The 23074-nt window shown below is 64.3% G+C and carries 17 protein-coding genes; 6 read left to right on the plus strand and 11 right to left on the minus strand.

The genetic code is table 11. From position 1 onward, the window contains the following. Positions 1–365 precede the first annotated feature (365 nt). Positions 366–2954 (plus strand): hopanoid transporter HpnN, encoded by a 2589-nt coding sequence (gene hpnN / locus CIT39_RS11635; RefSeq protein ID WP_094975220.1) that lies wholly within the window; start codon positions 366–368, stop codon positions 2952–2954. On the opposite strand, the gene CIT39_RS11640 is transcribed toward hpnN, so the two are convergent. Beyond that, positions 2922–3548: a DUF2147 domain-containing protein gene (locus CIT39_RS11640; RefSeq protein WP_162308452.1), complete on the minus strand. Its 627-nt coding sequence runs from the start codon at positions 3546–3548 to the stop codon at positions 2922–2924. The two genes, hpnN and CIT39_RS11640, sit on opposite strands and share 33 nt — an antisense overlap. Positions 3549–3689: 141 nt before the next feature. Between CIT39_RS11640 and hpnO the strand changes: the two genes are divergently transcribed. Then, a complete protein-coding gene (gene hpnO, locus CIT39_RS11645; RefSeq protein WP_094975218.1) occupies positions 3690–5081 on the plus strand; it encodes an aminobacteriohopanetriol synthase HpnO in 1392 nt (463 codons plus the stop codon). Positions 5082–5153: 72 nt separating this feature from the next. Here the strand turns inward: hpnO and CIT39_RS11650 are convergent, their stop codons facing one another. The 7 genes from CIT39_RS11650 to CIT39_RS11680 form a co-directional block, all read right to left on the minus strand. Next, a complete protein-coding gene (locus tag CIT39_RS11650; protein ID WP_094975217.1) occupies positions 5154–5762 on the minus strand; it encodes a hypothetical protein in 609 nt (202 codons plus the stop codon). A 72-nt stretch (positions 5763–5834) separates the two neighbouring features. After that, on the minus strand, positions 5835–6602 hold the full coding sequence (locus CIT39_RS11655; RefSeq protein WP_094975216.1) for an anti-sigma factor family protein: 768 nt from the start codon (positions 6600–6602) through the stop codon (positions 5835–5837). Next, on the minus strand, positions 6599–7147 hold the full coding sequence (locus CIT39_RS11660; protein ID WP_094975215.1) for a sigma-70 family RNA polymerase sigma factor: 549 nt from the start codon (positions 7145–7147) through the stop codon (positions 6599–6601). The genes CIT39_RS11655 and CIT39_RS11660 overlap by 4 nt, the downstream gene beginning before the upstream one ends. A 103-nt stretch (positions 7148–7250) precedes the next feature. Further along, positions 7251–7586, minus strand: coding sequence for a cupredoxin domain-containing protein (locus CIT39_RS11665; protein WP_094975823.1), 336 nt, complete (start codon positions 7584–7586; stop codon positions 7251–7253). A 23-nt stretch (positions 7587–7609) separates the two neighbouring features. Then, positions 7610–8554, minus strand: coding sequence for a metallophosphoesterase family protein (locus tag CIT39_RS11670; RefSeq protein WP_094975214.1), 945 nt, complete (start codon positions 8552–8554; stop codon positions 7610–7612). A gap of 111 nt (positions 8555–8665) precedes the next feature. Further along, complete coding sequence (locus CIT39_RS11675; RefSeq protein ID WP_094975213.1) at positions 8666–9547, minus strand: alpha/beta fold hydrolase; 882 nt, start codon at positions 9545–9547, stop codon at positions 8666–8668. A gap of 12 nt (positions 9548–9559) precedes the next feature. Further along, the gene (locus tag CIT39_RS11680) at positions 9560–11179 is read right to left on the minus strand and encodes a GMC family oxidoreductase (RefSeq protein ID WP_094975212.1); all 1620 of its coding nucleotides are present in this window, start codon (positions 11177–11179) and stop codon (positions 9560–9562) included. Positions 11180–11391: 212 nt separating this feature from the next. On the opposite strand from CIT39_RS11680, the gene CIT39_RS11685 reads away from it, so the two are divergent. Further along, positions 11392–12564, plus strand: a complete 1173-nt coding sequence (locus CIT39_RS11685; RefSeq protein WP_094975211.1) for a M20 aminoacylase family protein — start codon at positions 11392–11394, stop codon at positions 12562–12564. Between the two features lie 74 nt (positions 12565–12638). Here the strand turns inward: CIT39_RS11685 and CIT39_RS11690 are convergent, their stop codons facing one another. The 3 genes from CIT39_RS11690 to CIT39_RS11700 form a co-directional block, all read right to left on the minus strand. Continuing rightward, a complete protein-coding gene (locus CIT39_RS11690) occupies positions 12639–14267 on the minus strand; it encodes an inorganic phosphate transporter (RefSeq protein ID WP_094975210.1) in 1629 nt (542 codons plus the stop codon). A 97-nt stretch (positions 14268–14364) separates the two neighbouring features. Continuing rightward, entirely contained in the window at positions 14365–15807 is a 1443-nt protein-coding gene (locus tag CIT39_RS11695) for a UdgX family uracil-DNA binding protein (RefSeq protein ID WP_094975209.1), read from the minus strand. Then, on the minus strand, positions 15807–17042 hold the full coding sequence (locus CIT39_RS11700; protein WP_094975208.1) for a putative DNA modification/repair radical SAM protein: 1236 nt from the start codon (positions 17040–17042) through the stop codon (positions 15807–15809). The genes CIT39_RS11695 and CIT39_RS11700 overlap by 1 nt, the downstream gene beginning before the upstream one ends. A 164-nt stretch (positions 17043–17206) precedes the next feature. Between CIT39_RS11700 and CIT39_RS11705 the strand changes: the two genes are divergently transcribed. Genes CIT39_RS11705 through CIT39_RS11715 form a run of 3 tightly spaced genes read left to right on the plus strand, consistent with a single transcriptional unit; the run spans position 17207 to position 22999 of the window. Beyond that, the gene (locus CIT39_RS11705) at positions 17207–17995 is read left to right on the plus strand and encodes an ImuA family protein (protein WP_094975207.1); all 789 of its coding nucleotides are present in this window, start codon (positions 17207–17209) and stop codon (positions 17993–17995) included. Next, positions 17892–19544 (plus strand): Y-family DNA polymerase, encoded by a 1653-nt coding sequence (locus CIT39_RS11710; RefSeq protein WP_162308454.1) that lies wholly within the window; start codon positions 17892–17894, stop codon positions 19542–19544. The genes CIT39_RS11705 and CIT39_RS11710 overlap by 104 nt, the downstream gene beginning before the upstream one ends. Next, the gene (locus tag CIT39_RS11715; RefSeq protein WP_094975205.1) at positions 19541–22999 is read left to right on the plus strand and encodes an error-prone DNA polymerase; all 3459 of its coding nucleotides are present in this window, start codon (positions 19541–19543) and stop codon (positions 22997–22999) included. Before CIT39_RS11710 ends, CIT39_RS11715 begins: the two co-directional genes overlap by 4 nt. Positions 23000–23074 lie beyond the last annotated feature (75 nt).

Here is a 23074-nt window from a genome sequence, read left to right on the forward strand (position 1 = left end):
CGCGCGCGCGGTAGCCAACCACCCCCGCCGGGGCTCCGCGCATGGAGGCGCAATACTTTGTGTCAAAAAATCGGCAGCGGGGAAAGGACATATAGTTCAGGATTCGCTGCCGTGTCGATTTTGCGGTATTATAGTAAATCTACGGGTGTCCGCCAACCGGCGAGATCAATGCCCAGGCCTTCGTCACTTTCTGGCCTCAACTCCCCGGCTATACCGACCCCCCGCATGATTTTGCCACGGTCTTCCGCCGTTTACCTCGAACCTTCCGGCGGCGCGTGCCACTCAAAACAGCAATAGGTTTCGCCTGGGAACTCCGATAAACAGCGGGCGTTTCCGGCAAGCTGTTAAACGCAGAAAGAAAAGAAGTGCTGCAAAGCGTCGTCGTTGCCATCGTCAGGGCCTGCACCCGGTTTGCCTCCCTCGTCGTCGTTCTCGGGCTCCTGCTGTCGGTGGGAGCGGGCTATTACGCTGCGCACCACTTCGCCATCAACACCGACATCAACTCGCTGATTTCCCTGAACCTGGATTGGCGAAAGCGCGACCAGCAATTCGACAAAGCGTTCGATCAAAACGAAACGATCCTCGCCGTGGTCGAGGCCCGGACCCCGGAGATGACGAGCGCGGCGGCGGACGCGCTCTATGCCCGGCTGAAGGACGACAAGACCAACTTCCAGTCCCTGCAGCAACTCGGCAGCGGCGAGTTCTTCGAGAAGAACGGACTGTTGTTCCTGCCGACCGAAGAGGTCGGCAAGATCACCAGCGAGTTCGAATCCGCAGCGCCCCTGATCGAGATCATGGCTGGCGATCCCTCGATCCGCGGCCTGACCGGCGCGCTGGAGACCGGACTTGCCGGCGTCAAGCGCGGCCAGGTCAAGCTCGACAACACCGCGCGTCCGTTCAACCTGATCGCGCAGACGGTCGAGACCGTGCTCAACAAGGGCAATGCGAGCTTCTCCTGGCGCGAGCTCGTCAGCGATGAGCCGCTGAAGGATTCCGACAAGCGCGCCTTCATCGAGTTCAAGCCGATCCTCGACTACAACGCGCTGGAGCCCGGCAAGGATGCCACCAACGCGATCCGCAAGGCCGCAGCCGATCTGGATTTCGCGACCAAGTACCAGGCGCGGGTGCGCCTGACCGGTCCGGTCCCGATCGCCAACGAGGAATACGCCACCGTCCAGGAAGGCGCCGTCGTCAACGGCATCGGCACCGTCCTCGTCGTGCTGCTCATCCTGTGGCTGGCGCTGCATTCGGCGAAGATCATCTTCGCGGTGTTCGTCAATCTCTTCGTCGGCCTCGCGCTGACGACCGCGGCCGGCCTGATGATGGTCGGATCGTTCAATCTGCTGTCGATTGCGTTTGCGGTGCTGTTCGTCGGCCTCGGCGTCGATTTCGGCATCCAGTACAGCGTCCGCTACCGCTCGGAGCGCTACAAGCACAACGATCTCACGAGCGCGCTCGTGCTGGCGGCCAAGCGCTCGGCAGTGCCGCTGTCGCTCGCGGCGATGGCGACCGCGGCCGGCTTCCTCTGCTTCATGCCGACCGATTACAAGGGCATCGCAGAGCTCGGCCAGATCGCCGGCGTCGGCATGCTGGTGGCGTTCCTCTCCTCCATCACCATTCTGCCGGCCATGCTGAAGCTGCTCAACCCGCCCGGCGAAAAGGAGCCGGTCGGCTACGCCTTCCTGGCGCCGCTCGATCACTTTCTGGAGAAGCATCGTGTGCTGGTCGTGGGTGGCACGCTGCTGCTGGCGGTCGCCGGCCTGCCGCTGCTCTACTTCATGAAGTTCGACTTCAACCCGATGAACCTGCGCAACCCGAAGGCCGAATCGATCGCGACCTTCCTCGATCTGCGCAAGGATCCCAACACCGGCGCCAATGCCATCAACGTGATGGTCACGTCCGACGAGCAGGCAAGACAGGTCGAGGCGAAGCTGGAGAAGGTGCCTGAGGTGCTGCGGGTGATGTCGCTCAACAGCTTCGTGCCGGAGGATCAGCCGCCGAAGCTGAAGCTGCTGGCGCAGGGCGCCAAGGTGCTGAATCCCGCACTCAACCCCGATCAGATCGATGCGGCGCCGAGCGACAAAGAAAACGTCGAGTCGCTGAAATCCTCCGTCGACAATCTGCGCCGGACCGCGGGCGAGGCGAAAGGGCCGGGCGCGATCGCCTCGCGCCGTCTGGCAGACGCACTCGAAAAGCTCGCCAATGGCGACGAGGCCACGCGCAACAAGGCGCAGGACGTCTTCGTCACGCCGATGAAGATCGTGTTCGACCAGCTCAGGAACGCGATGCAGGCCGGGCCGGTCACCCTCAGTTCACTGCCGCCCGATCTCGTCAGCGGCTGGAAGAGCAAGGACGGCATCATCCGCGTCGAGGCGCTGCCCAAGGGCGATCCCAACGACAACGACACGCTGCGCAAATTTGCGGCGGCGGTGCTCGTTGCCGAGCCGACCGCGATCGGCGGGCCGGTTTCGATCCTGAAATCCGGCGACACCGTGGTGCGGGCGTTCATCCATGCCGGCATCTACGCGCTGCTGGTGATCGGCCTGCTGCTGTGGATCACCTTGCGCCGCTTCGTCGACGTGCTGATGACGCTGGTGCCGCTCCTGGTTGCCGGCGCTGTGACGCTCGAGATATGCGTGTTGGTCGGCCTGCCGCTCAACTTCGCCAATATCGTCGCGTTCCCGCTGCTGCTCGGCGTCGGCGTCGCGTTCAAGATCTATTATGTCGTGGCCTGGCGCTCGGGCAGGACGAACCTGCTCCAGACCAGCCTGACGCGCGCGATCTTCTTCAGCGCGCTGACGACGGCGACCGCGTTCGGCAGCCTGTGGCTGTCGAGCCATCCCGGTACGTCCAGCATGGGCAAGCTGCTGGCACTCTCGCTGGTGACGACGCTCGCCGCCGTGCTGCTGTTTCAGCCGGCCCTAATGGGCAAACCCCGTAATCTCAGGGAGTAGGCAGATGTCGCCGACCGGGTCGGCCGTGCCCTTCTGACCGGGCTTGGCTGCGCCGGCGGCCTTCGGGGCTGCGGGCGCAGGCGCGGCGGCAACGGTCGTACCTGCGGCCTTCGGCGCCGTGCCGGCAGACTTCGGCGTGCTCTTGGCCATGGCGTTGGCGGTGCTCGAGGGGATCGGCGGGCCGACCCGGGTCCAGGTCTCGCCGCCGCAGAGGAAGCCCATCACGCAGCCCTTGATTTCGAGCTGGTCGGTGCCGGCAGGCGTGATGGTCGCGCTGTAGAGCTGGCCGTCCTTGGCGTTGTAGACCTGCCCTTCCCACTGCTCGGCGCCGGGCTTCTTCTTCATGTCGATCAGGGTCACCATGCCCAGCGTGGGCCTGGTCTTCTTCGAGGCATCCGGATTGTTCTCGTCGCGCCCACCGGGCTGCTTTTCCCAGGAAACGGCGCCCCACATGCTGCCATTGCATTGGGCGACGCGAATGTTGGCGACGCCATCGGCAACCCGCCAGTCGCCGGTGGGATCGGCGGCGAGCGTCGGGGTCAGGCAGGTGTAACCGCCAGCCAGTATTAGTCCGGTGTAAAGGGCTAAACGCATGATAGTTCCTTGGCAGTGCAACATGGGCTAAAGCTGTGCTTGCGAAGATGGTCCGAAAAAGGGCAAAAGGCCGCACAGACCGTTTTCAGTCACGGTCCGTTTCCAGTTGACGAGACGGCCCTCAAGCGAAGTATGTAGCGGATGCACAGCCCAAATCCAGACATGTCTCAGCTTTTCGCGGACCGTCAGGCCCAGCGCAGCACCCTGCATAATCGGTATCTGAACGAGCAGTTCGTTCGGGTTCTCAAGACCATCGGCTACGATGTCGGCTTCCAGAAGGGGCAGGGGCAGTATCTCTACGATCGCGACGGCGCGCGCTATCTCGATTTGTTGTCCGGCTTTGGCGTGTTCGCGATCGGGCGCAATCATCCGGTCATGCGCGATGCGCTCAAGAGCGTGCTTGATGCCGACCTGCCCAACCTCGTCCAGTTCGACGTCTCGGTGCTGGCCGGAGTGCTCGCCGAGCGGCTGCTGAAATATGTCCCGTATCTGGACAAGGTGTTCTTCGCCAATTCCGGCGCCGAATGCGTCGAAGCCGCGATCAAGTTCGCGCGAGGCGCTACCGGCCGCCCCGGTATCGTCTATTGCGCCCACGGCTATCACGGTCTGACCTATGGCGCGCTGTCGCTGACCGGTGATTCGAACTTCCGCACCGGCTTCGAGCCGCTGCTGCCGGGCTGCACCTCGATCCCGTTCAACGATCTGGCCGCGCTGGAAAAGGCGCTGGCCTCGCGCGAGGTCGCAGCCTTCGTGGTCGAGCCGATCCAGGGCAAGGGCGTCAACATGCCCACCGACGAGTTCCTGCCGGGCGCAGCCGCGCTCTGCAAGAAATACGGCACGCTGTTCGTCGCCGACGAAATCCAGACCGGCATGGGCCGGACCGGCCGCTTCCTCGCGGTCGAGCACTGGAACGTCGAACCCGACATGGTGCTGCTGTCGAAGTCGCTGTCCGGCGGCCACGTGCCTGTCGGCGCGGTGCTAACGCGCAAGGCCATCTTCGACAAGATTTTTAATCAGATGGATCGCGCCGTGGTGCACGGTTCGACCTTCTCGAAAAATGACCTCGCCATGGCCGCGGGCATCGCCACGCTCGATGTCATGGAATCCGAGAAGCTGATCGAGTCCGCCGCCAAGCGCGGCGCCGAGCTGCGCCTCGCGCTGACGCGCATGGTGCCCGGCTACGAGCTGATGAAGGAAGTGCGCGGCAAGGGCCTGATGATCGGCGTCGAGTTCGGCCCGCCGAAATCGCTGCGGCTGCGTGCCTCCTGGAACGTGCTGGAGGCCGCCAACAAGGGCCTGTTCTGCCAGCTCATCACCGTGCCGCTGTTCAAGGATCACAAGATCCTGACCCAGGTCGCCGGCCACGGTAGCCACACCATCAAGCTGCTGCCGCCGCTCACCATCACCGAGGAAGACTGCAGCTGGATCGAGAAGGCGTTCGACGACGTCATCGCCGGCAGCCACAAGGTCCCCGGTGCGATCTGGTCGCTCGGAAAGACGCTGGTGGACAACGCGGTGCGAAGGTCGGCCTGAGGATCACCGTCCGGGCTGCAAGGCACCTATTCACGGTCTCGGAGCGCGTGAACGTGTAGGAACGTGTTCGCGTCAACGACGAAAAACCGTATCGAAAAGCGGTAGGACCTCGCTGCTCTTCTCAATTGCGAGAATGGCGCGGCGCTGTGTTCCGTAGAGGATCGGGATGTCAATCCAGGATCTGCTACGGATCAGACGCGAATTGTTGGATGCATCCTGCGGTGTGGCAGACAGGCCGATCAGAAAATGGGTGTCGTCGATTCGTACCGAGAGCGCGGCAACGGGCGCTCCCTTCGCTTGCTCGCTGGCCTTCAGCATAAGGCCCATGATCTGTTTGATCCTCCCCGCCGCGAAGCCTGGCGCGATCTCGATCTGTACCGTGTGAGAGGCCGACAATGCGGGATCGAAATTACGTCGAATGAAAATTCTCGTCCTGAGGACTCGCGAAGGCACCTCGACGTCCCCGCGTATCGTCACGTCCCCTGACGGTGCGAAAGCGTCCGCCGTCGGTTCTACGCGCCAAGTCACGCTTCCCTCGGCGCGGTTACCCCTGGGGTTGCCCGGATCTTCCTCGTAGAGAACGGCCCGCAACGTGGTGGCGAGCCCGTCGCGGGCAAATGCTGCCCCTGACGAGGCGATAGTCCAAACAGCGGCAACTGCCAAAAAGAGAGAGCGCATCATGGATACCAATCTACTGACGCTCTCCTGTGGCAGCAACCAAAAGTTGTTGTGCCTTTCGAGCCGCAATGCAGGCTACCCCTCCACATTCGCCTTCATCGCCGCCTCGAACTTGTCGACGAACTCGGCGAGCTCGTCGGCGCCAATGTCGCTGACCGCCCAGAAGTTCAGGCCGCGCTCGCCCCAGCGGCGACAGTTGAAGCCCTGCATGGTCTGGGTCTTCGGCGGCCGGTGTTCGGTGCTCGATGTCTGTGCCACGAACAAATTGATCACGTGCTGGCGCCGCTTGTAGACCACCGCGCCGATGGCGCGGGCGTCGATATAGTCGAGCCGGCCGCCGACCAGCGTGAAGCCTTGCGCGGTGAGGTCGATCACGGGCGGGGCGACGTCGAGCTTGCCGTTGAACCAGGGCTTGACGGTGTGCTGGTCGGTCGAGACCACGTCAATGAGATGGCCGGCCTGGAGCGAGCGCAGGTGCGCCGAGACGACTTCCGAGAGGATACGCTGCTGGTCGTCCTGGCGCAGCACGACGGCGACGATGCCCGTTGCGGCGAGCGCGGAGACCGCGGAGCCCATCGCAAAGCCGCGCAGCAGGGAGCGGCGGGTCGGTTGCTGGCGTTGCGGCCCAGGCAGCGAGGCTTCGATACGGTTGCGCAGGCTTGCCGGCGCGGTGTAGCGCAGATTGGTGTCGGCGAGAACGCGCTGCATCTCGCGTTGCGCGGCAAACTCAGCCGCGCAAGCCGTGCAGCTTGCGATATGAGCTTCGACCTCGCGCGCATGGCCGGCGTCGAGCTCGCCGTCGAGCAGCGCGTGAAGCATGATCCTTGCTTCGTCGCAGGTCATCTGGAGTGCTCCTCTTCCGCCGTCCATGCCGCTCGCAACATGGCGCGGGCGCGGGCGAGGCGGGACATCACGGTGCCGATGGGCGCGCCGACGGCCTCTGCGATTTCACGATAGGACAAATTGTTGATCTCGCGCAGCACGAAGGTTTCCTTGAACGGCTCCGCCAGCGCGTCGATCAGCTTGCGGATGGCGCCGGCATCGCGGCTGCGCAGCGCTTCGGTTTCCGGGCTCGCCTCGCTCTCCTGCCAGATCGGTGTCTGCTCGGCGCCGGGCGTATCCTCGAGCGCGCTGGGCCTGTGGGCGCGCCGTGCGTATTCGGCGTTGCAGACATTGCGCAGGATCGCGAACAGCCAGGGCTTCATGGCCGGCCCGCGATAGCTGTCAAAGTGCTTCAGCGCGCGCAGATAGCACTCCTGCACCGCATCTTCCGCGTCGGAGGCGTCGCGCAGCAGATAGCGCGCGAGCGTGTAGACGTCGTCGAGATGGGGCAGCGCCGCTTCGCGAAAACGCCGCGCCTTGTCTGGATCGTCGCTTGTCGCTGGCATTCCCGCTCGCTTTGCCGTTTCGCCTGATGTCGCCGGAGACGCAGGAGCCCGGCCGGCGTGGGACCACCGGCCGGGCAGGACGTTGATGCCTTGGTTGGAGACGTTACTCAACCTTGATCATCCCCGTCATGTGCGGGTGCAGCGAACAAAAATATTTGTAGTCGCCCGCATTGGTGAAGGTGAACGAGAACTTGTCGTCGGTATCCAGAGTCTTGGACCTGAACTTGCCGGCCGACACCACGGTGTGCGGGATGTCATCCCGGTTGGTCCAGGTCACGGTGGTGCCGATCTTGATCTTGAGCTCGGCCGGCTGGAAGACGAAATTGTCGATATGCACGTCCATGTCGTCGGCACGGGCGCTTGTTGCGGGCAACAGGATGGCCGCGGCCAAGGCGAGGCCGAGATCGACACCGAAGTCGCGGCGATTGAGTGTCTTCATTGTGAGCTTCCGTTCCGTCTGCATCAGCCCTGGAGCGGCGTGTCGATGATCGCCAGCCGCTGCTCGTTCTGCTTGAAGTTGACGCTGGCGACGCCGAGCATTGAGCGCAGTTTTGCGTCCTCGACCTTCATCGGGCCGGGCGAGGAGGCAGCTCCCGGCGCCGGCTGCGGGAAGGCAGTCGAGCGCGCGGTGTGGAAGGTGACGTTGCCCTCGACCTTCTGCATCACTTGATGGATGTGTCCGTTCAGCACGGTGACCGAGCCGAAGCCCTTGACGTATTCCAGCGCACGGCCGCCGTCCTCGGTGCCCCAGCCCCATTCCGGATAGACGGTCCAGAGCGGGATGTGCGCGAACAGCACGATCGGCGTCGATTTCGACTTGCCGCGCAGATCGTCTTCGAGCCAGGCGAGCTGCTCGGCGCCGAGATTGCCGAGGCCCCCGGCCTTCATATCGACGACGTTGACGAGGCCGATGAAGTGCACGCCGCCGGCGTCGAACGAATACCAGCCCTGGCCCTTGGTGCCCCGGCCATAGCGCTCGCGATAGAACTTCACCTCCTCGTCCAGGAAGTCATGCTCGCCGGGCACGTAATGCACGTCGAGCTTGCTCTGCGAGATGATGCGATCGGCATTGTCGAACTCGGCGGCCTTGGACAGATGCGTGATGTCGCCGGTGTGGATCATGAAGGACGGCTTTGTCGGCATCGCATTGATCTTGCCCACGGCCTCCTCCAGCGTGCCGAGCGCGTTGGGATTGGCCGGCTTGTCGAAGCCGACATGGCTGTCGCTGATCTGCAGGAACGTCATGCCGGGTGCCGCTGCGGTCGCAGCCTGCGCGGAATCGATGATGCCGAGCGAGCGCGGCACGCCTCCCGTGACGGTCCAGAGCACCCCGGTGCCGGCCCAGGTCATGCATTCCAGCACCTTGCGGCGGCTGACGCCGTCGTCCCCGTGATCGTGTCCGCTCATCCCACGTCTCCTGTCGCCCGGAATTGGGCTTCGAGGAGGTGATTGGGGGAGGAGTGGATTTATTCGTGGACGGCGATGACGTTTTCGTGAGGTGGTTTTGGGGCGCGAGAGCTATTCTGCGAATTTTCGCACAGCCTCCAGCACGGCCGTGGGCACTTCCTGCGCGACACAATGCCCGGCGTCCTCGAACACTATCGTGCTGACCTTCGGGATCAGCGATGCCGCGCGCGCCGCCATCTCCCAATAGATCGGGCCTGACTTCGCGGCGGTCGTGACGCGCACGGGACAGTCGATCTCGGCGAGCCCTGCAAACGGATTGCCGCGGGCGTCGCCGACGTAAACCTGCTCCATCGCTTCGTAGATCGGACGCAGGATCGCCGACTCGATCTCCGGCGTGCAGCAAAGCCGTACCCGGCCATCGTCGAGCGTCGTGAAGCCATAGCGCACATACGCCTGCAGTGAGGTCTCGGTCCAATCCGCAAAGGACGGCGCGGCGCGGTAGCGCGCGAACACGGCGTCGGCATTCTCGAACTCAGCGCGTCGGCGCAAGGTGCCTTGGACACGGGCGACGGATTCGTCGTCCAACCCTCCGGCGCGCGCCGCGCGCGGATCCATGATGGTCGGCTCCATCACGAACAGGCGCGTGAAGCGCCCGGGCAGGAATTTTGCCGCGAGCAGCAGATCCGTCGCGCCGGCGCTGTGGCCGATCCCGTAGACGTCATGCAGATCGAGCGCGTCGATCACCCGGCAGACGTCCTCGGCATAGTCCAGGAAGTGATAGTCGCCGGGCTTGTGACTCGCACCGTGGCCGCGGCGGTCAAGCGCATAGACGGTGTAGCTCGATGCAAGCTCGCGCGCGACTTCTTCCCAGACGCCCGCGACGAATCCGGTGCCATGAACGAGCAGGGCAGGCGGCTTGCCGCTCTCGCCCCATTGCAGCATGGCGATCTCTGTGTCGGCCGGGCCGATGGAAAAGCGGTGGGGACTGATCATGGCGACGAGATGCTACTTCGCATCCTCCAGGATCATCGTCGCGCCCTTCTCGGCGATCATCGCCGTCGGCGTGTTGGTGTTGCCCGAGGTGATGGTCGGCATGATCGAGGCATCGACGATGCGCAGGCCTTCGAGCCCGTAGAAGCGGAGGCGCTCGTCCACCACGGCCATCGGATCGCTCACTGCGCCCATCTTGGCCGTGCCGACGGGATGGAAGATGGTGGTGCCGATATCGCCGGCGGCTTTTGCGAGCGAGGCATCGTCATCGCCGACGGAGGGGCCGGGCAGATATTCGCTCGGGCGATATTTGGCCAGCGCCTTCTGCTGCATCAGGCGGCGCGTGGTGCGGATGGCGTCGGCGCCGACCTGGCGGTCGTCGTCGGTCGACAGGTAATTCGGCGCGATGATCGGCTTCTCGTCGGGGCTCGCCGAGCGCAGCCGCACGGTGCCGCGCGAGGTCGGTTGCAGATTGCAGGCGCTGACGGTGATGGCGGGGAAGCGGTGCAGGGGATCGCCGAACTTGTCGAGCGACAGCGGCTGCACATGGAACTGGATGTTGGCGCGCGCGCGCGTCGCGTCCGAGCGCGTGAAGATGCCGAGCTGCGAGGGTGCCATCGTCAGCGGCCCGCGGCGGCGGAAGGCGTAGTCGAGCCCCATCAGGCCGCGGCGGACCAAATTGTAATAGGTCTCGTTCAGCGTTCGCACGCCCTCGACCTTGTAGATCGCGCGCTGCTGCAGATGGTCCTGCAGATTGCGGCCGACGCCGGGCTTGTCCATGACGATGTCGATGCCGAGCGGCGACAGCCAGTCGGCAGGCCCGATGCCGGAGCGATGCAGCACCTGCACCGAGCCGATCGAGCCTGCCGAGAGGATCACTTCGCGTTTCGCACGCGCTTCGATCATCTCGCCGTTCTGGATGAAGCGCACGCCGACGGCGTGGCCCTGCTCGATGATCAGGCGGTCGACCAACACATGCTTTTCGAGCCGCAGGTTCGGACGGTTCAGCGCCGGCTTGAGGAAGCCGCGCGCCGACGACCAGCGCCGGCCGCGCTTCTGGTTGACGTGAAAATAGCTGGTGCCTTCGTTGTCGCCGGTGTTGAAATCGGGGATGCGCTTGATCCCCATCTGCTCGGCGGCATCGCCGACGGCATCGAGAACGTCCCATGACAGCCGCGGCGCCTCGATGCGCCAGCCGCCCCCGGCGCCGTGGTGCTCGCTCGCCCCCAGGAAGTGATCCTCGAGCCGCCTGAACAGCGGCAGCACATCGTCATAGCCCCAGCCGGTCATGCCGAGCTGGCGCCAATGATCGTAATCGGCGGCCTGGCCGCGCATCGAGATCATGGCGTTGATCGCCGAGCACCCGCCGATCACCTTGCCGCGAGGATAGGCCAGCGAACGGCCGTTCAGGCCGGGCTCGGCCTCGGTCTTGAACATCCAGTCCGAGCGCGGATTGCCGATGGCAAAGAGATAGCCGACGGGAATGTGGAACCAGATCCAGTTGTCGTCGCCGCCTGCTTCGAGGACGAGGACGCGTTTGCCGGGATCGGCCGACAGGCGGTTCGCGACGATGCAGCCCGCCGTACCTGCCCCGACGACAATATAGTCAAATTCACCTTCGAGCCGTCTCGGCATTCCGCTTCCACCCAACAAGCGCATCATGTCCGGGCTTGTCCCGGCCATCCACGCACTTTCCGTCCTAATAGTCAGACGTGGACGGCCAAGACAAGCTGGCTACAAGCCCCGGCCATGACGAGAGGACAGGGTTACCCTCGGCCCACGGCAGTGGGTGGACTGGCGCTTGCATGTTAGACAGTCCTGCATTTTCAACAACGCCTGAGACCCCCATGCCCATCGTGAACCGCGTCGCCGACCTCCAACCCGATATTCAGGCCTGGCGCCGGGACATCCACGAGCACCCCGAGCTTCTCTACGACGTTCACCGCACTGCAGCATTCGTCGCGGACCGCCTGCGCGAGTTCGGCTGCGATGAGGTCGTCACCGGCCTCGGCCGGACCGGCGTGGTCGGCGTGATCAAGGGCGGGAGGCCGGCCGGCGAGGGGCTCAAGACCATCGGCCTGCGCGCCGACATGGATGCGCTGCCCGTCGAGGAGCAGACCAACCTGCCTTACGCCTCCAAGACTCCGGGCAAGATGCACGCCTGCGGCCATGACGGCCACACCGCGATGCTGCTCGGGGCCGCCCGCTACCTCGCCGAAACCCGCAATTTCGCCGGCGATGCGGTGGTGATCTTCCAGCCAGCGGAGGAAGGCGGTGCGGGCGGCGCGGCCATGGTCAAGGACGGCCTGATGGAGCGCTTCGGCATCGAGCAGGTCTACGGCATGCACAACGGCCCGGGCATCCCGATCGGCTCGTTCGCGATCCGGCCGGGTCCGATCATGGCGGCGACCGACGAGGTCGACATCATGATAGAGGGCCTCGGCGGCCATGCCGCGCGTCCGCACAAATGCATCGATTCCGTGCTGGTCGGCGCACAGGTGATCACGGCGCTGCAGTCGATCGTCGCGCGCAGCGTCGATCCGCTGGAATCGGCCGTAATCTCGATCTGCGAATTCCACGCCGGCAACGCCCGCAACGTCATTCCGCAGACCGCGACGCTGAAGGGGACCATCCGCACGCTGTCGCCGGAGGTGCGCAAGCTGGTCGAGAAGCGCGTGCATGAGGTGGTGGCGGGCGTCGCGCAAATCACCGGCGCCAAGATCGACCTGCGCTACCAGCGCAACTATCCCGTCGTGATCAACCACGCCGCGGAGACCGAGGTGGCGCGGCGCATTGCCAGGCAAGTCGCAGGCGATGCCAATGTGCACGAGATGCCGCCGCTGATGGGCGGCGAGGATTTCGCCTACATGCTGGAAGCGCGCCCCGGCGCCTTCATCTTCTGCGGCAACGGCGACAGCGCCGGGCTGCATCACCCCGCCTACAATTTCAACGACGAGGCGATCGTGTTCGGCACGTCGTATTGGGTGAAGCTGGTCGAGGAATCGCTCGCGGCGTCGTAAGACTGAACCTGAAGCACAAATGAAGAGGGCCCGTGCATTGCACGGGCCCTTTGTTTTGAGGGATCCAATCGGCTTCAGAATATCCGCGAGAAGATCACGTAGAGCGTGGCCGACAGCATGATCGCGCAGGGCAGGGTCAGCACCCAGGCCATCAGCAAATTGCGGATGGTCGACCATTGCAGACCCGAGCCGTTCGCCGCCATGGTGCCGGCGACGCCGGACGACAGCACGTGGGTGGTGGAGACCGGCAGGCCGAACACGTCGGCGGCGCCGATCGTCGCAGCGGCCACCAGCTCGGCCGAAGCGCCTTGCGCATAGGTGAGATGGCTCTTGCCGATCTTCTCACCGACCGTGATCACGATGCGCTTCCAGCCGATCATGGTGCCGAGGCCGAGCGCGATGGCAACCGCGACCTTCACCCAGGTCGGGATGAACTTCGTGGCGCTGTCGAGCCCGCCCTTGTAGGCGTTCAGGGTCGCGACATCGTCCTTGTTGAGGTCGTTTTCCTTGTCTTTCATCAGGAAGCGGATCGCTTCCGAGGTCAGGTACATGTCGTTACGGGTGTTGCCGACCACTTCCGCCGGCACCTTGTTGAGCGAGCCGTATTTCGCGACCTGGTCGCCGACATCCTTCACCAGCACCGCCAGCGAAGGGTAGGTGCCTTCGCTGATGTGGTGCGAGGTGATGTACTGGGTCACCGCAGGACGGGGGTCGCCGATGATCGAGTGACCGGCGCCCTTGGCCGCGATCACCTTGGAGGCGGCATCCGAGACCTTCTGGAACTGGGCGACCTGGGACTCCGGCAGCGCGCGATTGAGCGCGTAAGCCGTCGGCACGGTGCCGATCAGGATCAGCATGATCAAGCCCATGCCCTTCTGGCCGTCGTTCGAGCCGTGCGCGAAGCTGACGCCGGTGCAGGTCGCGATCAGCAGGCCGCGGATCCAGAGCGGCGGCGCCTTGTTGCTTTCGGGCGCAGCATACAGGGCGGGGTTGCGCACGATGAACTTGAGCAGCAGCAACAGCACGGCGGCGCAGATGAAGCCGAACAGCGGCGACAGCAGCAGCGCGTAGCCGATCTCGGTGGCCTTGCTCCAATCCACGCCCGAGGTGCCGTCGCGGCCGCGCATGACGGCGTTGGCGACGCCGACGCCGATGATCGAGCCGATCAGCGTGTGCGAGGAGGAGGCGGGCAGGCCGAAGAACCAGGTGCCGAGATTCCACAGGATCGCGGCGATCAGCAGCGCGAACACCATCGCGAAGCCGGCGCTGGAGCCCACCTGCAGGATCAACTCGACCGGCAGCAGCGAGACGATGCCGAAGGCGACCGCACCGGAGGACATGAGCACGCCGAGGAAGTTGAAGAAGCCCGACCACATCACAGCGACTTCGGCCGGCAGCGAATGGGTGTAGATCACGGTCGCCACCGCATTGGCGGTGTCGTGGAAGCCGTTGACGAATTCGAATCCGAGCGCGATCAGGAGCGCGACGAACAACAAGATGTAGGGCAGGTAGGTCGTCACCCGCGCGCCGGTGGCGTTGACGTCGACATAGATGCTGTAGGCGACGAACAGCAGGCCCGCGGCAAGGATGCCGAAGAACAGGATCATCGTCAGCGGATTGAAGCCCTTGTCGAGATTCGGCCGCGAGGCCGGCTGGATCGGCGCGGGATCGGCTACCGCGCGGTCGAATGCAACATCGGTCATGTCTGGACGCCCCTTAACTTTGAAGTAAGGGTATTGTCCGCGATGGATTTGAAGGCCGGATGACAAGCGGCGGTTGAAGCCGTTTTCCTGCCAGTATTCAGGCGGCCCGCGCGGCTTTCTTCTGCAAGCCGGCAACGATCTTCAAATCCTCGACAAAGCGCCGATATTCCAGCGCCTTGGCTTCCGGATCTGGCAACCGCAGCAAATAAGATGGGTGCACCGTCACCAGCGCTTTGCGTCCGTCGGGAAGGTCGATGAGCCTGCCTCGGTTTTTTCCGATGGGTGTGATCTTGCCGAACACGCTTTGCGCGGCGGTAGCGCCCATCGCCACGATCAGATCGGGTTGGATGGCCGAGACTTCCCGCTCATACCACTGCCGGCACGCTTTGATCTCCGGCGTATTCGGCTTCTGGTGCAGGCGGATCTTTCCGCGCGGCACGAATTTGAAGTGCTTCACCGCGTTGGTGACATAGACCTTCTTGCGATCGACACCGGCCTCCTCCAGCGCACGGTCGAGCATCTGGCCGGCGGGGCCGACGAAGGGATGGCCGGCGAGGTCTTCCTTGTCGCCGGGCTGTTCGCCGACCAGCATGATGTTGGCGGATTTCGGGCCCTCGCCGAACACGGTCTGGGTCGCGTCCTTGTAAAGATGGCAGGCGCGGCAATGCGCGGCTTCCTCACGGAGAGCTTCGAGATCGTTTGCGGCAGTCTTGCGAGTCATCGGAGCCTCCGGCCGCCTTTGGGGCTTGTGCGGATCGGTTGCGGCATTGGCGATCATGGCACCGGTCATGCGTTCGGCGTCCTCGATCAGGGGCTTAATGATCGAAGCCTCGGGCAGGTTCCTCCAGTATTTCTTCGGCATCTCGGCCTGCATCGCCTTTACCTTCAAGCGCGCCGGATTGAAGATGCTGGCGTAATAGCGCCGCCAGGTCTCCTCCAGCCGATCCTCGCCCGGCGCCTCGCTCTTGTTGACACCCGGTGTGAACGAAAGCGAATGACCGTCCCAATGTGCGCAGAGCTCCGGCGTCAGGATCGACCAGGGCATGTCGGCGAAGCGTTTGGCGAAAAACGGGGCTGCGAGCTCGACGATGTGATGCTCCGGCTCGAACCAGGCGACGTAATGCGCGGCGCGTTCCCTGCCGATCTCGCGGAAGCGGACGAAGGCGTGCATCTTGTGCTCGTCGCGATGGACCGCTCGGGCCATCGCCGTAGCTAACGCGACGTCAGGATCGGTCGCGACCTCGATGAGATCGTGATTGTCCTTCAGGCGCCAGAGCAGGCGATAGAGGATCGCAAAGCGTTCGGGATCGCGATGCAGGATCGCGGCCTTGGCGAGATCGACGAATTTGCCTGATACCTTGAAGCTGCCGTCATTCACCGCGAGGATCGGAGACGGCGCTTGCGGCGCGAATAATTCCGCGTCGCGGCCTTGCACGGTCCAGGCGACATTGGTGGGCTGCACATGATGAAGCACGAGGCTGCGCGCTGCTTCGCGCCAGCCGTCGAAATCGGTTTCGTTGTCGAGGGTGATGTACTGCATCAGAAACCAAATCCCAGTTGCGTTGCTTTCGGCTTGAATCGTTCGATCAGCCCGGCGGCATCGAGGCGATGCGGCGAGGGGCGGTGGTCGCTGAGGACGATGAACGGCAGCGCCTTGTTGCGGGGCACGTGCAGCCGGGCGAGATCGGCCAGGCGGATCGTGGTGGTGCGCCGCGTCGCGATGATGCGTTCAACCGCCTTGGTGCCGAAGCCCGGCACGCGGAGCAGCTCCTCGCGGCTGGCGCGGTTGACGTCGAGCGGGAAGCGGTCGCGATGGCGCAGCGCCCAGGCGAGCTTGGGATCGATGTCGAGCGGCAGCATCGCGCTGTCGTCGACGATCTCGCCGACATCGAAGCCGTAGAACCGCATCAGCCAGTCGGCCTGGTAGAGCCGGTGCTCGCGCAGCAGCGGCGGCTGGACCAGAGGCAAGGCGCGGCTGGCGTCGGGGATCGGGCTGAAGGCGGAATAATAGACGCGTCTCAACTTGTACGAGCCGTAGAGATTGGAGCTGGTGTGGAGAATGGTGTGGTCTGAGGCGCTATCGGCGCCGACGATCATCTGCGTGCTCTGGCCTGCCGGGGCGAAGCGCTGCGGCCTGGCTTTCGTCTTCGCTACGCGGTTCTCTTCGGCCTCGTCCAGCTTCAGCCGCAGCCGGCCCATGGTGCGGCGGATCGCGCGCACGTCCTTCTCCGGCGCGAATTGCTGCAGGCTCGCCTCCTCGGGCATCTCGATGTTGATGGAGAGGCGATCGGCATATTTGCCGGCCTCCGCGATCAGCGCGTCGTCGGCTTCGGGAATGGTCTTGAGGTGAATGTAGCCGCGGAAGTGATGTTCCTCGCGCAGTTTTCGCGCGACGCCCACCACCTGTTCCATCGTGTAGTCGGGGCTGCGGATGATGCCGGAGGAGAGGAACAGGCCCTCGATGTAATTACGCCGGTAGAAATCGAGCGTCAGCTTGACCACTTCCTCAATGGTGAAGCGGGCGCGCGGCACATTCGAGGAAGCGCGGTTGACGCAATAGAGGCAATCGTAATTGCAGGCGTTGGTCAGCAGCACCTTGAGCAACGAGATGCAGCGGCCATCGGGTGCGTAGGAATGGCAGATGCCCATGCCCGGCGCGGTCGAGCCCATGCCCTTGCGGTCGCTGGAATCCCGCTTCTCGGTGCCGCTGGAGGCGCAGGACGCGTCGTACTTGGCCGCGTCCGCCAGAATTTCCAGCTTGCGTTGCACGTCCATCTTGGAATCCCTTTGATTCAGCTGACGAATCTGACGGAGCACCAATTCGATTGACTCCCCGGCCGCCGTTAGCTTTATATTAGAACATATCATGAACAAATGAGCCAGCCGCTGGTTCTTATTTTTAAGAGCCGGCGGCCATCACCCCTGAAGGAGCGGCGAGCATGAGCGGCGCACGTAGAAGCGCGCTTGCGAGTTTGCGCGGTCAGATCGAGCGCATCGAGACGGCGGCGGTCGTGCATCCGCACGATCGCGTCGCACTCGGTCACAGCGAAGCCGACAACGTGCTGAAGGGCGGCCTCGCGCGCGCGGCGATCCACGAGGTGTTCTGCGCGGGGTCTCAGGGGACGGCCGCGACCGGCTTCGTCATGGGGCTTGCCGGGCGCGTCTCGGCGCAGCGGCCGCTGCTGTGGATACGACAGGATTTCTCGGAGATAGAGGCGGGTGCACTGTCGATGAGCGGGCTCGCCGAGCTCGGCCTCGATCCACGCCGCGTGGTGATGGTGCGCGCCGCCGATGTCGAGAGCGCGCTGCGCAGCTCGGCCGATGCGCTCGCCTGCGATGCGCTGGGCGCGGTCGTGCTCGAGCTCTGGGGCGAGACCAGGCAGTTCGATCTGGTGGCGAGCCGCAAGCTGACGCTGGCCGCGCAAGGTTCCGGCGTCACCGGCCTGATGCTGCGCATGGCCGCGCAGCCGCTGCCTTCGACTGCAGAGACACGATGGATGCTGCGCGCGGCGCATTCGCCGCCGGGGTCGGTGTGGGACGCCTGGGGCGCGCCGCGCTTCGATGCCGAGCTGTTGCGCAATCGTCATGGCCCATGCGGCCGGTGGATCATGGAATGGAATTGTGATGAGTGCCAGTTCAGTCAGCCGTCGACGTATTCTCAGCCTGTGGCTGCCGCGCCTGCCGATCGACAGAATCCAACGTTTCTTCAACAGCGCCGGGCTGGGTAAGGTCAGAGCGTTTTCAAGCGAAGTGGGTGCCGGTTCGCGTGAAGAAAACGCGTCAAAACAAAAAGACGAGCCCAGCATCGTCGTCATCAAGGACAACAATGCACTGGTCATTCATGCGCTGGATGAAACTGCCGAGCGTTTGGGGCTATACATCGGCCAGCCCCTGGCGAATGCCCGGGCGATGTGTCCGGACTTAAAGGTGTTCGACGCCGATGTCGTGGCCGATGCGAAGACGCTCAGCGACATCGCCGACTGGTGCGACCGCTTCACGCCGCTGGTGGCGCTCGATCCGCCGCATGGGCTGTTCCTCGACATCACCGGCTGCGCGCATCTGTTCGGCGGCGAAGCGGCGCTGTTGCAGACGCTGGTTCGTGCGCTCGGCCGACAAGGCTTTGCCGTCAGCGCGGCCATCGCCGGCACCTCGGTCTGTGCGCGCACGCTGACGCGGCAGGCAACTAGCAGCATCGTTGCCGATGGCGGGGAGGCGGCGGCGATCGAACGGTTTCCGGTGTCCGCGCTCGGTGCGGGCGAGGCCATCACCACGGGCCTGCGCCGTGCCGGCCTGAAGACCATCGGCGCTGTCGCCTCCCGTTCGCCGAGCGAGATCACGGCGCGGTTCGGCGCGCGCTTCTCCACGCTGCTCGCGCATGCGCTGGGGCAGGGCGATGCGCCGATCAGCCCGCGGAAACCGCTGCCCGATTACATCGTGGAGAAGCGCTTCGCCGAGCCGATCGCGACCGACACCATGATCGCGATGACGCTGTCGCGGCTGGCGGACACGCTGATTGCCTCAATGGAGAAGCAGGGCAAGGGCGCCCGTCGGCTGGAAGCCGCGTTCTTCCGCACCGACGGTGTGGTACGCGCGATCATGGTCGAGGCCGGGCGGCCGGTGACGCAAAGCAAAGTCATCGACCGGCTGTTCCGCGAGCGCCTTGACGCGCTCGCCGATCCCCTCGATCCCGGTTTCGGCTTCGACATGGTGCGCCTGTCGGCGAGCCGCACCGAGATCGTGGTGCAGGAGCAGCGCGATCTCGACGCCCATGTCCATGACAATGACGAGCTCTCTGCCCTGATCGACCGCATCGCCGCGCGGATCGGCGGAAAACGCGTCGTCGTGCACCTGCCCGAGGATACCCATATCCCCGAATGCGCGGTGATGGCCGCCCCGGCGCAGCATCATCTCGCTGCCGCCATGCAGGCCGAATGGCCGGCGCGGACCGAAAGCGAGCCGCCGCTGCGTCCCTTGCGGCTGTTCGACAGACCGGAACCGATCAAGGTGCCGTTCGCGGCCGTGCCCGATGGACCGCCGCATCAATTCACCTGGCGCCGCGCGCTGCATGCCGTGGTGCGGGTGGAGGGACCCGAGCGCATCGCGATGGAATGGTGGCGGCAGGACGGCAAGCAGCTGACGCGGGATTACTTTCGAATCGAGGACGCCGAGGGCCTGCGTTTCTGGATCTTTCGCGACGGACTTTACGAGGGGGAGGTGTTCGACGGCGACGGCGAGCCTGCTTCTCCCGGCTGGTATGTGCACGGTCTCTTCGCATGAGTACGCCCGCTTATGCCGAGATCGGCATCACCACCAACTTCTCCTTCCTGCGTGGCGGCTCGGATCCGCGCGCCTATGTGCATCAGGCCAGCAAGCTCGGCCTTCCCGCGATCGGCATCGCCGATCACAACACGCTCGCCGGCGTGGTGCGGGCCTGGAATGAGCTCGGCAACGACAAGGTGCTGCACAAGCCGAAACTGCTGATCGGCGCGCGCATCGTCTTCAGCGACGGCACGCCCGACATTCTGGTCTATCCACGCGACCGCGCCGCCTATGGCCGGCTGTGCCAGCTCCTGACCCGGGGCAAGCGTGGCGAGGACATCACGCGGATCGAGAAGGGCGAATGCCGTCTCGCCTTCGCCGATCTCCTGGAGTTTTCGCAAGGCCAGCTCCTGGTCCTGACGCTGCCGCATCGCTTCGAGCCGGCGCAGGCGCTGGATATTCTTGCAAAGCTGAAAGCAAGCCGCGCCGAGGGCGTGTGGCTGGCGGTGAGCCTGATCTATCGCGGCGATGACCGCCGCCGGCTGACGCGGCTCGATGATCTCGCGGCCAAAGCAAAAGTGCCGCTGCTCGCGACCAACGAGGTGCTCCATCACGATCCCGGCCGCCGTCCGCTTCAGGATGTGCTGACCTGCATCCGGGAAAAGACCACGATCGAGGCGGTCGGGAAGAAGCTGGAAGCCAATGCCGAGCGGTTTCTGAAAACGCCGCGAGAAATGGCGCGGCTGTTCCGCGATTTTCCCGAGGCGATCGCGGAGACCATGCGTTTTGCGGGGAAAATCGACTTCTCGCTCGACCAGCTCAAATACCAGTATCCGGACGAACCGGTGCCGCCGGGCAAGACCGCGCAGGGACATCTGGAGGATCTGACCTGGGCGGGCGTCGACAAATATTTCGGCGGCATCGAGAACATTGACGCGAAGCTGCGCGCCACCTTGCATAAAGAGCTCGCGCTGATCGCCGAGCTGAAATACGCGCATTACTTCCTCACCGTGCACGACATCGTCCACTATGCGCGCAGCCAGAACATTTTGTGCCAGGGCCGCGGCTCGGCGGCGAATTCAGCCGTGTGCTACGTGCTCGGCATCACCTCGGTCGATCCGACCAAGGTCGATTTGTTGTTCGAGCGCTTCATCTCAAAGGAACGGCTGGAGCCGCCCGACATCGACGTCGATTTCGAGCATTCGCGGCGCGAGGAGGTGATGCAATATGTCTATCGCCGTTACGGCCGCCACCGTGCCGCGATCATCGCGACCGTCATCCATTATCGCCCGCGCAGCGCCATCCGCGACGTCGGCAAGGCGCTGGGCCTGACCGAGGACGTCACCGCAGCCCTCGCCGACACCGTCTGGGGAAGCTGGGGCAAGGGCCTCAACGACATGCAGGTCAGGCAGGCCGGGCTCGATCCCGGCAATCCCATGATCAATCTTGCGGTCGAGCTTGCGACCGAGCTGATCGAATTTCCGCGCCATCTCTCCCAGCATGTCGGCGGCTATGTGCTGACGCAGGACCGGCTCGACACCTATGTCCCGATCGGCAACGCCGCGATGGATGACCGCACCTTCATCGAATGGGACAAGGACGACGTCGACGCGCTCAACATGATGAAGGTCGACGTGCTCGCGCTGGGTATGCTGACCTGCATCAGGAAATGTTTCGATCTGATCGACCAGCACAAGGGTGAGCGTTTTGCGTTGGCGAGCGTTCCGCAGGACGACCCGGATGTTTACGACATGCTGTGTGCCGGGGAGTCGCTCGGCGTGTTCCAGGTCGAGAGCCGCGCCCAGATGAACATGCTGCCGCGCTTGAAGCCGCGGACATTCTACGATCTCGTCATCGAAGTCGCGATCGTGCGGCCAGGACCGATCCAGGGCGACATGGTGCATCCTTACTTGCGGCGGCGGAAGATGAATCCAGCGGATATCGAATATCCCTATCCCAAAGGTGGCAACAAGAACGAGCTTCGCGAGGTTCTTCACAAGACGCTCGGCGTGCCCCTGTTTCAGGAGCAGGCGATGCGGATCGCGATCGTGGCCGCAGAATTTACCTCGGAAGAAGCCAATGGATTGCGACGTGCCATGGCGACGTTCCGCAATGTCGGGACCATCGGCAATTTCGAAGAGAAAATGATCGGCAATATGATCCGCCGAGGGTATGATCCTCAATTCGCGCGAAACTGCTTCGATCAGATCAAGGGTTTTGGCTCCTACGGTTTCCCGGAAAGCCACGCCGCGAGCTTCGCCCAGCTCGTCTACATCTCGTCGTGGCTGAAGTACCATCATCCCGACGCCTTCTGCTGCGGCCTGCTGAATTCGCAGCCGATGGGCTTCTATGCGCCCGCACAGATCGTCAACGACGCCCGCAAGAACGGCGTCGAGATTCGTGACATCGACGTGTCCTATAGTTTTGCGCAAAACACGCTGGAGAACACTGACGGCAAATACTGCGCCGTGCGCCTGGGCTTCCGTCAGATCGACGGCTTTCACTGGCTGGACGAGGATGAAGAGCAGTTGAAACGCTCTCAGTCGTCATTCCGGGGCGCGCAAAGCGCGAACCCGGAATCGCAGCATACGCCTGGCGGAATGGATTCCGGGCTCGATGCTGACGCATTGCCCCGGAATGGCAATGTGGAGAGAGTACTCGATTGGGCCGACCGCATCGTTGCCGCGCGGAACCGCCGGCCCTTCACCTCGCTCGAAGATTTCGCCCGCGACACCGGCCTGCCCAAGCGCGCGCTGATCCTGCTGGCGGATGCCGACGCGTTCCGCTCGCTCGGGCTCGATCGCCGCGAAGCGCTGTGGCAGGTGCGGCGGCTGCCCGACGACGTGCCGCTGCCGCTGTTCGAGGCCGCCACCGCGCGCGAGCAGCCCGACGAGCGTGCCAAGCCGCTGCCCGTGATGCCGCGCGCCGAGCAGGTGGTCGCGGACTACCAGACCATCCGGTTGTCGTTGAAGGGCCACCCGATGGAATTCCTGCGCGAGATGTTTTCGCGTGAGCGCGTCGTCGCCTGCAGGGAGATCAGCCACGAGAACGAGCGGCGCCGCGTCCGCTGCGCCGGCGTGGTGCTGGTGCGGCAACGGCCGGGCAGCGCCAGCGGCGTCGTGTTCATGACGCTGGAGGACGAAACCGGCATCGCCAATGTCGTGGTCTGGCCCAAGATCATGGAGCAGTACCGCAAAGAGGTGATGGGCGCGCGCCTCATCGAGGTTCACGGTTATATCCAGAGCAGCCCCGAGAAGGTGACGCATCTCATCGCCCAGCGCCTGATTGATCGCTCGCACGATCTGGTCGGACTCGCCAACGACGCTCTGAGCCGCAAGCATCCGCTGCCGGCAGGCGCCACCGTGGTCGAGCCGCTCAACGAAGACCCTCGCGCGCTCACGGACATGCCGGCACAAAAAATCCGCCACCCCCGCAACGTCCGCGTCCTGCCGCCGTCACGGGATTTTCATTGACGGTGGGGGGGCGGAGTGCTGCCACACGCACGGTCGCCGTAGGGTGGGCAAAGGCGCGTAAGCGCCGTGCCCACC

The organism is Bradyrhizobium symbiodeficiens (assembly GCF_002266465.3).
Taxonomy (GTDB): domain Bacteria; phylum Pseudomonadota; class Alphaproteobacteria; order Rhizobiales; family Xanthobacteraceae; genus Bradyrhizobium; species Bradyrhizobium symbiodeficiens.

Excerpts from the sequence above, each read along its gene's own strand:
- CIT39_RS11710 (WP_162308454.1), top strand. The coding sequence starts at position 17,892 with ATGAGTGCCAGTTCAGTCAGCCGTCGACGTATTCTCAGCCTGTGGCTG.
- CIT39_RS11660 (WP_094975215.1), bottom strand. The coding sequence starts at position 7,147 with ATGCCAGCGACAAGCGACGATCCAGACAAGGCGCGGCGTTTTCGCGAA.
- CIT39_RS11670 (WP_094975214.1), bottom strand. The coding sequence starts at position 8,554 with ATGAGCGGACACGATCACGGGGACGACGGCGTCAGCCGCCGCAAGGTG.
- CIT39_RS11705 (WP_094975207.1), top strand. The coding sequence starts at position 17,207 with ATGAGCGGCGCACGTAGAAGCGCGCTTGCGAGTTTGCGCGGTCAGATC.
- CIT39_RS11665 (WP_094975823.1), bottom strand. The coding sequence starts at position 7,586 with ATGAAGACACTCAATCGCCGCGACTTCGGTGTCGATCTCGGCCTCGCC.
- hpnO (WP_094975218.1), top strand. The coding sequence starts at position 3,690 with ATGCACAGCCCAAATCCAGACATGTCTCAGCTTTTCGCGGACCGTCAG.
- CIT39_RS11675 (WP_094975213.1), bottom strand. The coding sequence starts at position 9,547 with ATGATCAGTCCCCACCGCTTTTCCATCGGCCCGGCCGACACAGAGATC.
- CIT39_RS11715 (WP_094975205.1), top strand. The coding sequence starts at position 19,541 with ATGAGTACGCCCGCTTATGCCGAGATCGGCATCACCACCAACTTCTCC.
- CIT39_RS11685 (WP_094975211.1), top strand. The coding sequence starts at position 11,392 with ATGCCCATCGTGAACCGCGTCGCCGACCTCCAACCCGATATTCAGGCC.
- CIT39_RS11650 (WP_094975217.1), bottom strand. The coding sequence starts at position 5,762 with ATGATGCGCTCTCTCTTTTTGGCAGTTGCCGCTGTTTGGACTATCGCC.
- CIT39_RS11695 (WP_094975209.1), bottom strand. The coding sequence starts at position 15,807 with ATGCAGTACATCACCCTCGACAACGAAACCGATTTCGACGGCTGGCGC.
- CIT39_RS11700 (WP_094975208.1), bottom strand. The coding sequence starts at position 17,042 with ATGGACGTGCAACGCAAGCTGGAAATTCTGGCGGACGCGGCCAAGTAC.
- CIT39_RS11640 (WP_162308452.1), bottom strand. The coding sequence starts at position 3,548 with ATGCGTTTAGCCCTTTACACCGGACTAATACTGGCTGGCGGTTACACC.
- CIT39_RS11655 (WP_094975216.1), bottom strand. The coding sequence starts at position 6,602 with ATGACCTGCGACGAAGCAAGGATCATGCTTCACGCGCTGCTCGACGGC.
- CIT39_RS11690 (WP_094975210.1), bottom strand. The coding sequence starts at position 14,267 with ATGACCGATGTTGCATTCGACCGCGCGGTAGCCGATCCCGCGCCGATC.
- CIT39_RS11680 (WP_094975212.1), bottom strand. The coding sequence starts at position 11,179 with ATGCCGAGACGGCTCGAAGGTGAATTTGACTATATTGTCGTCGGGGCA.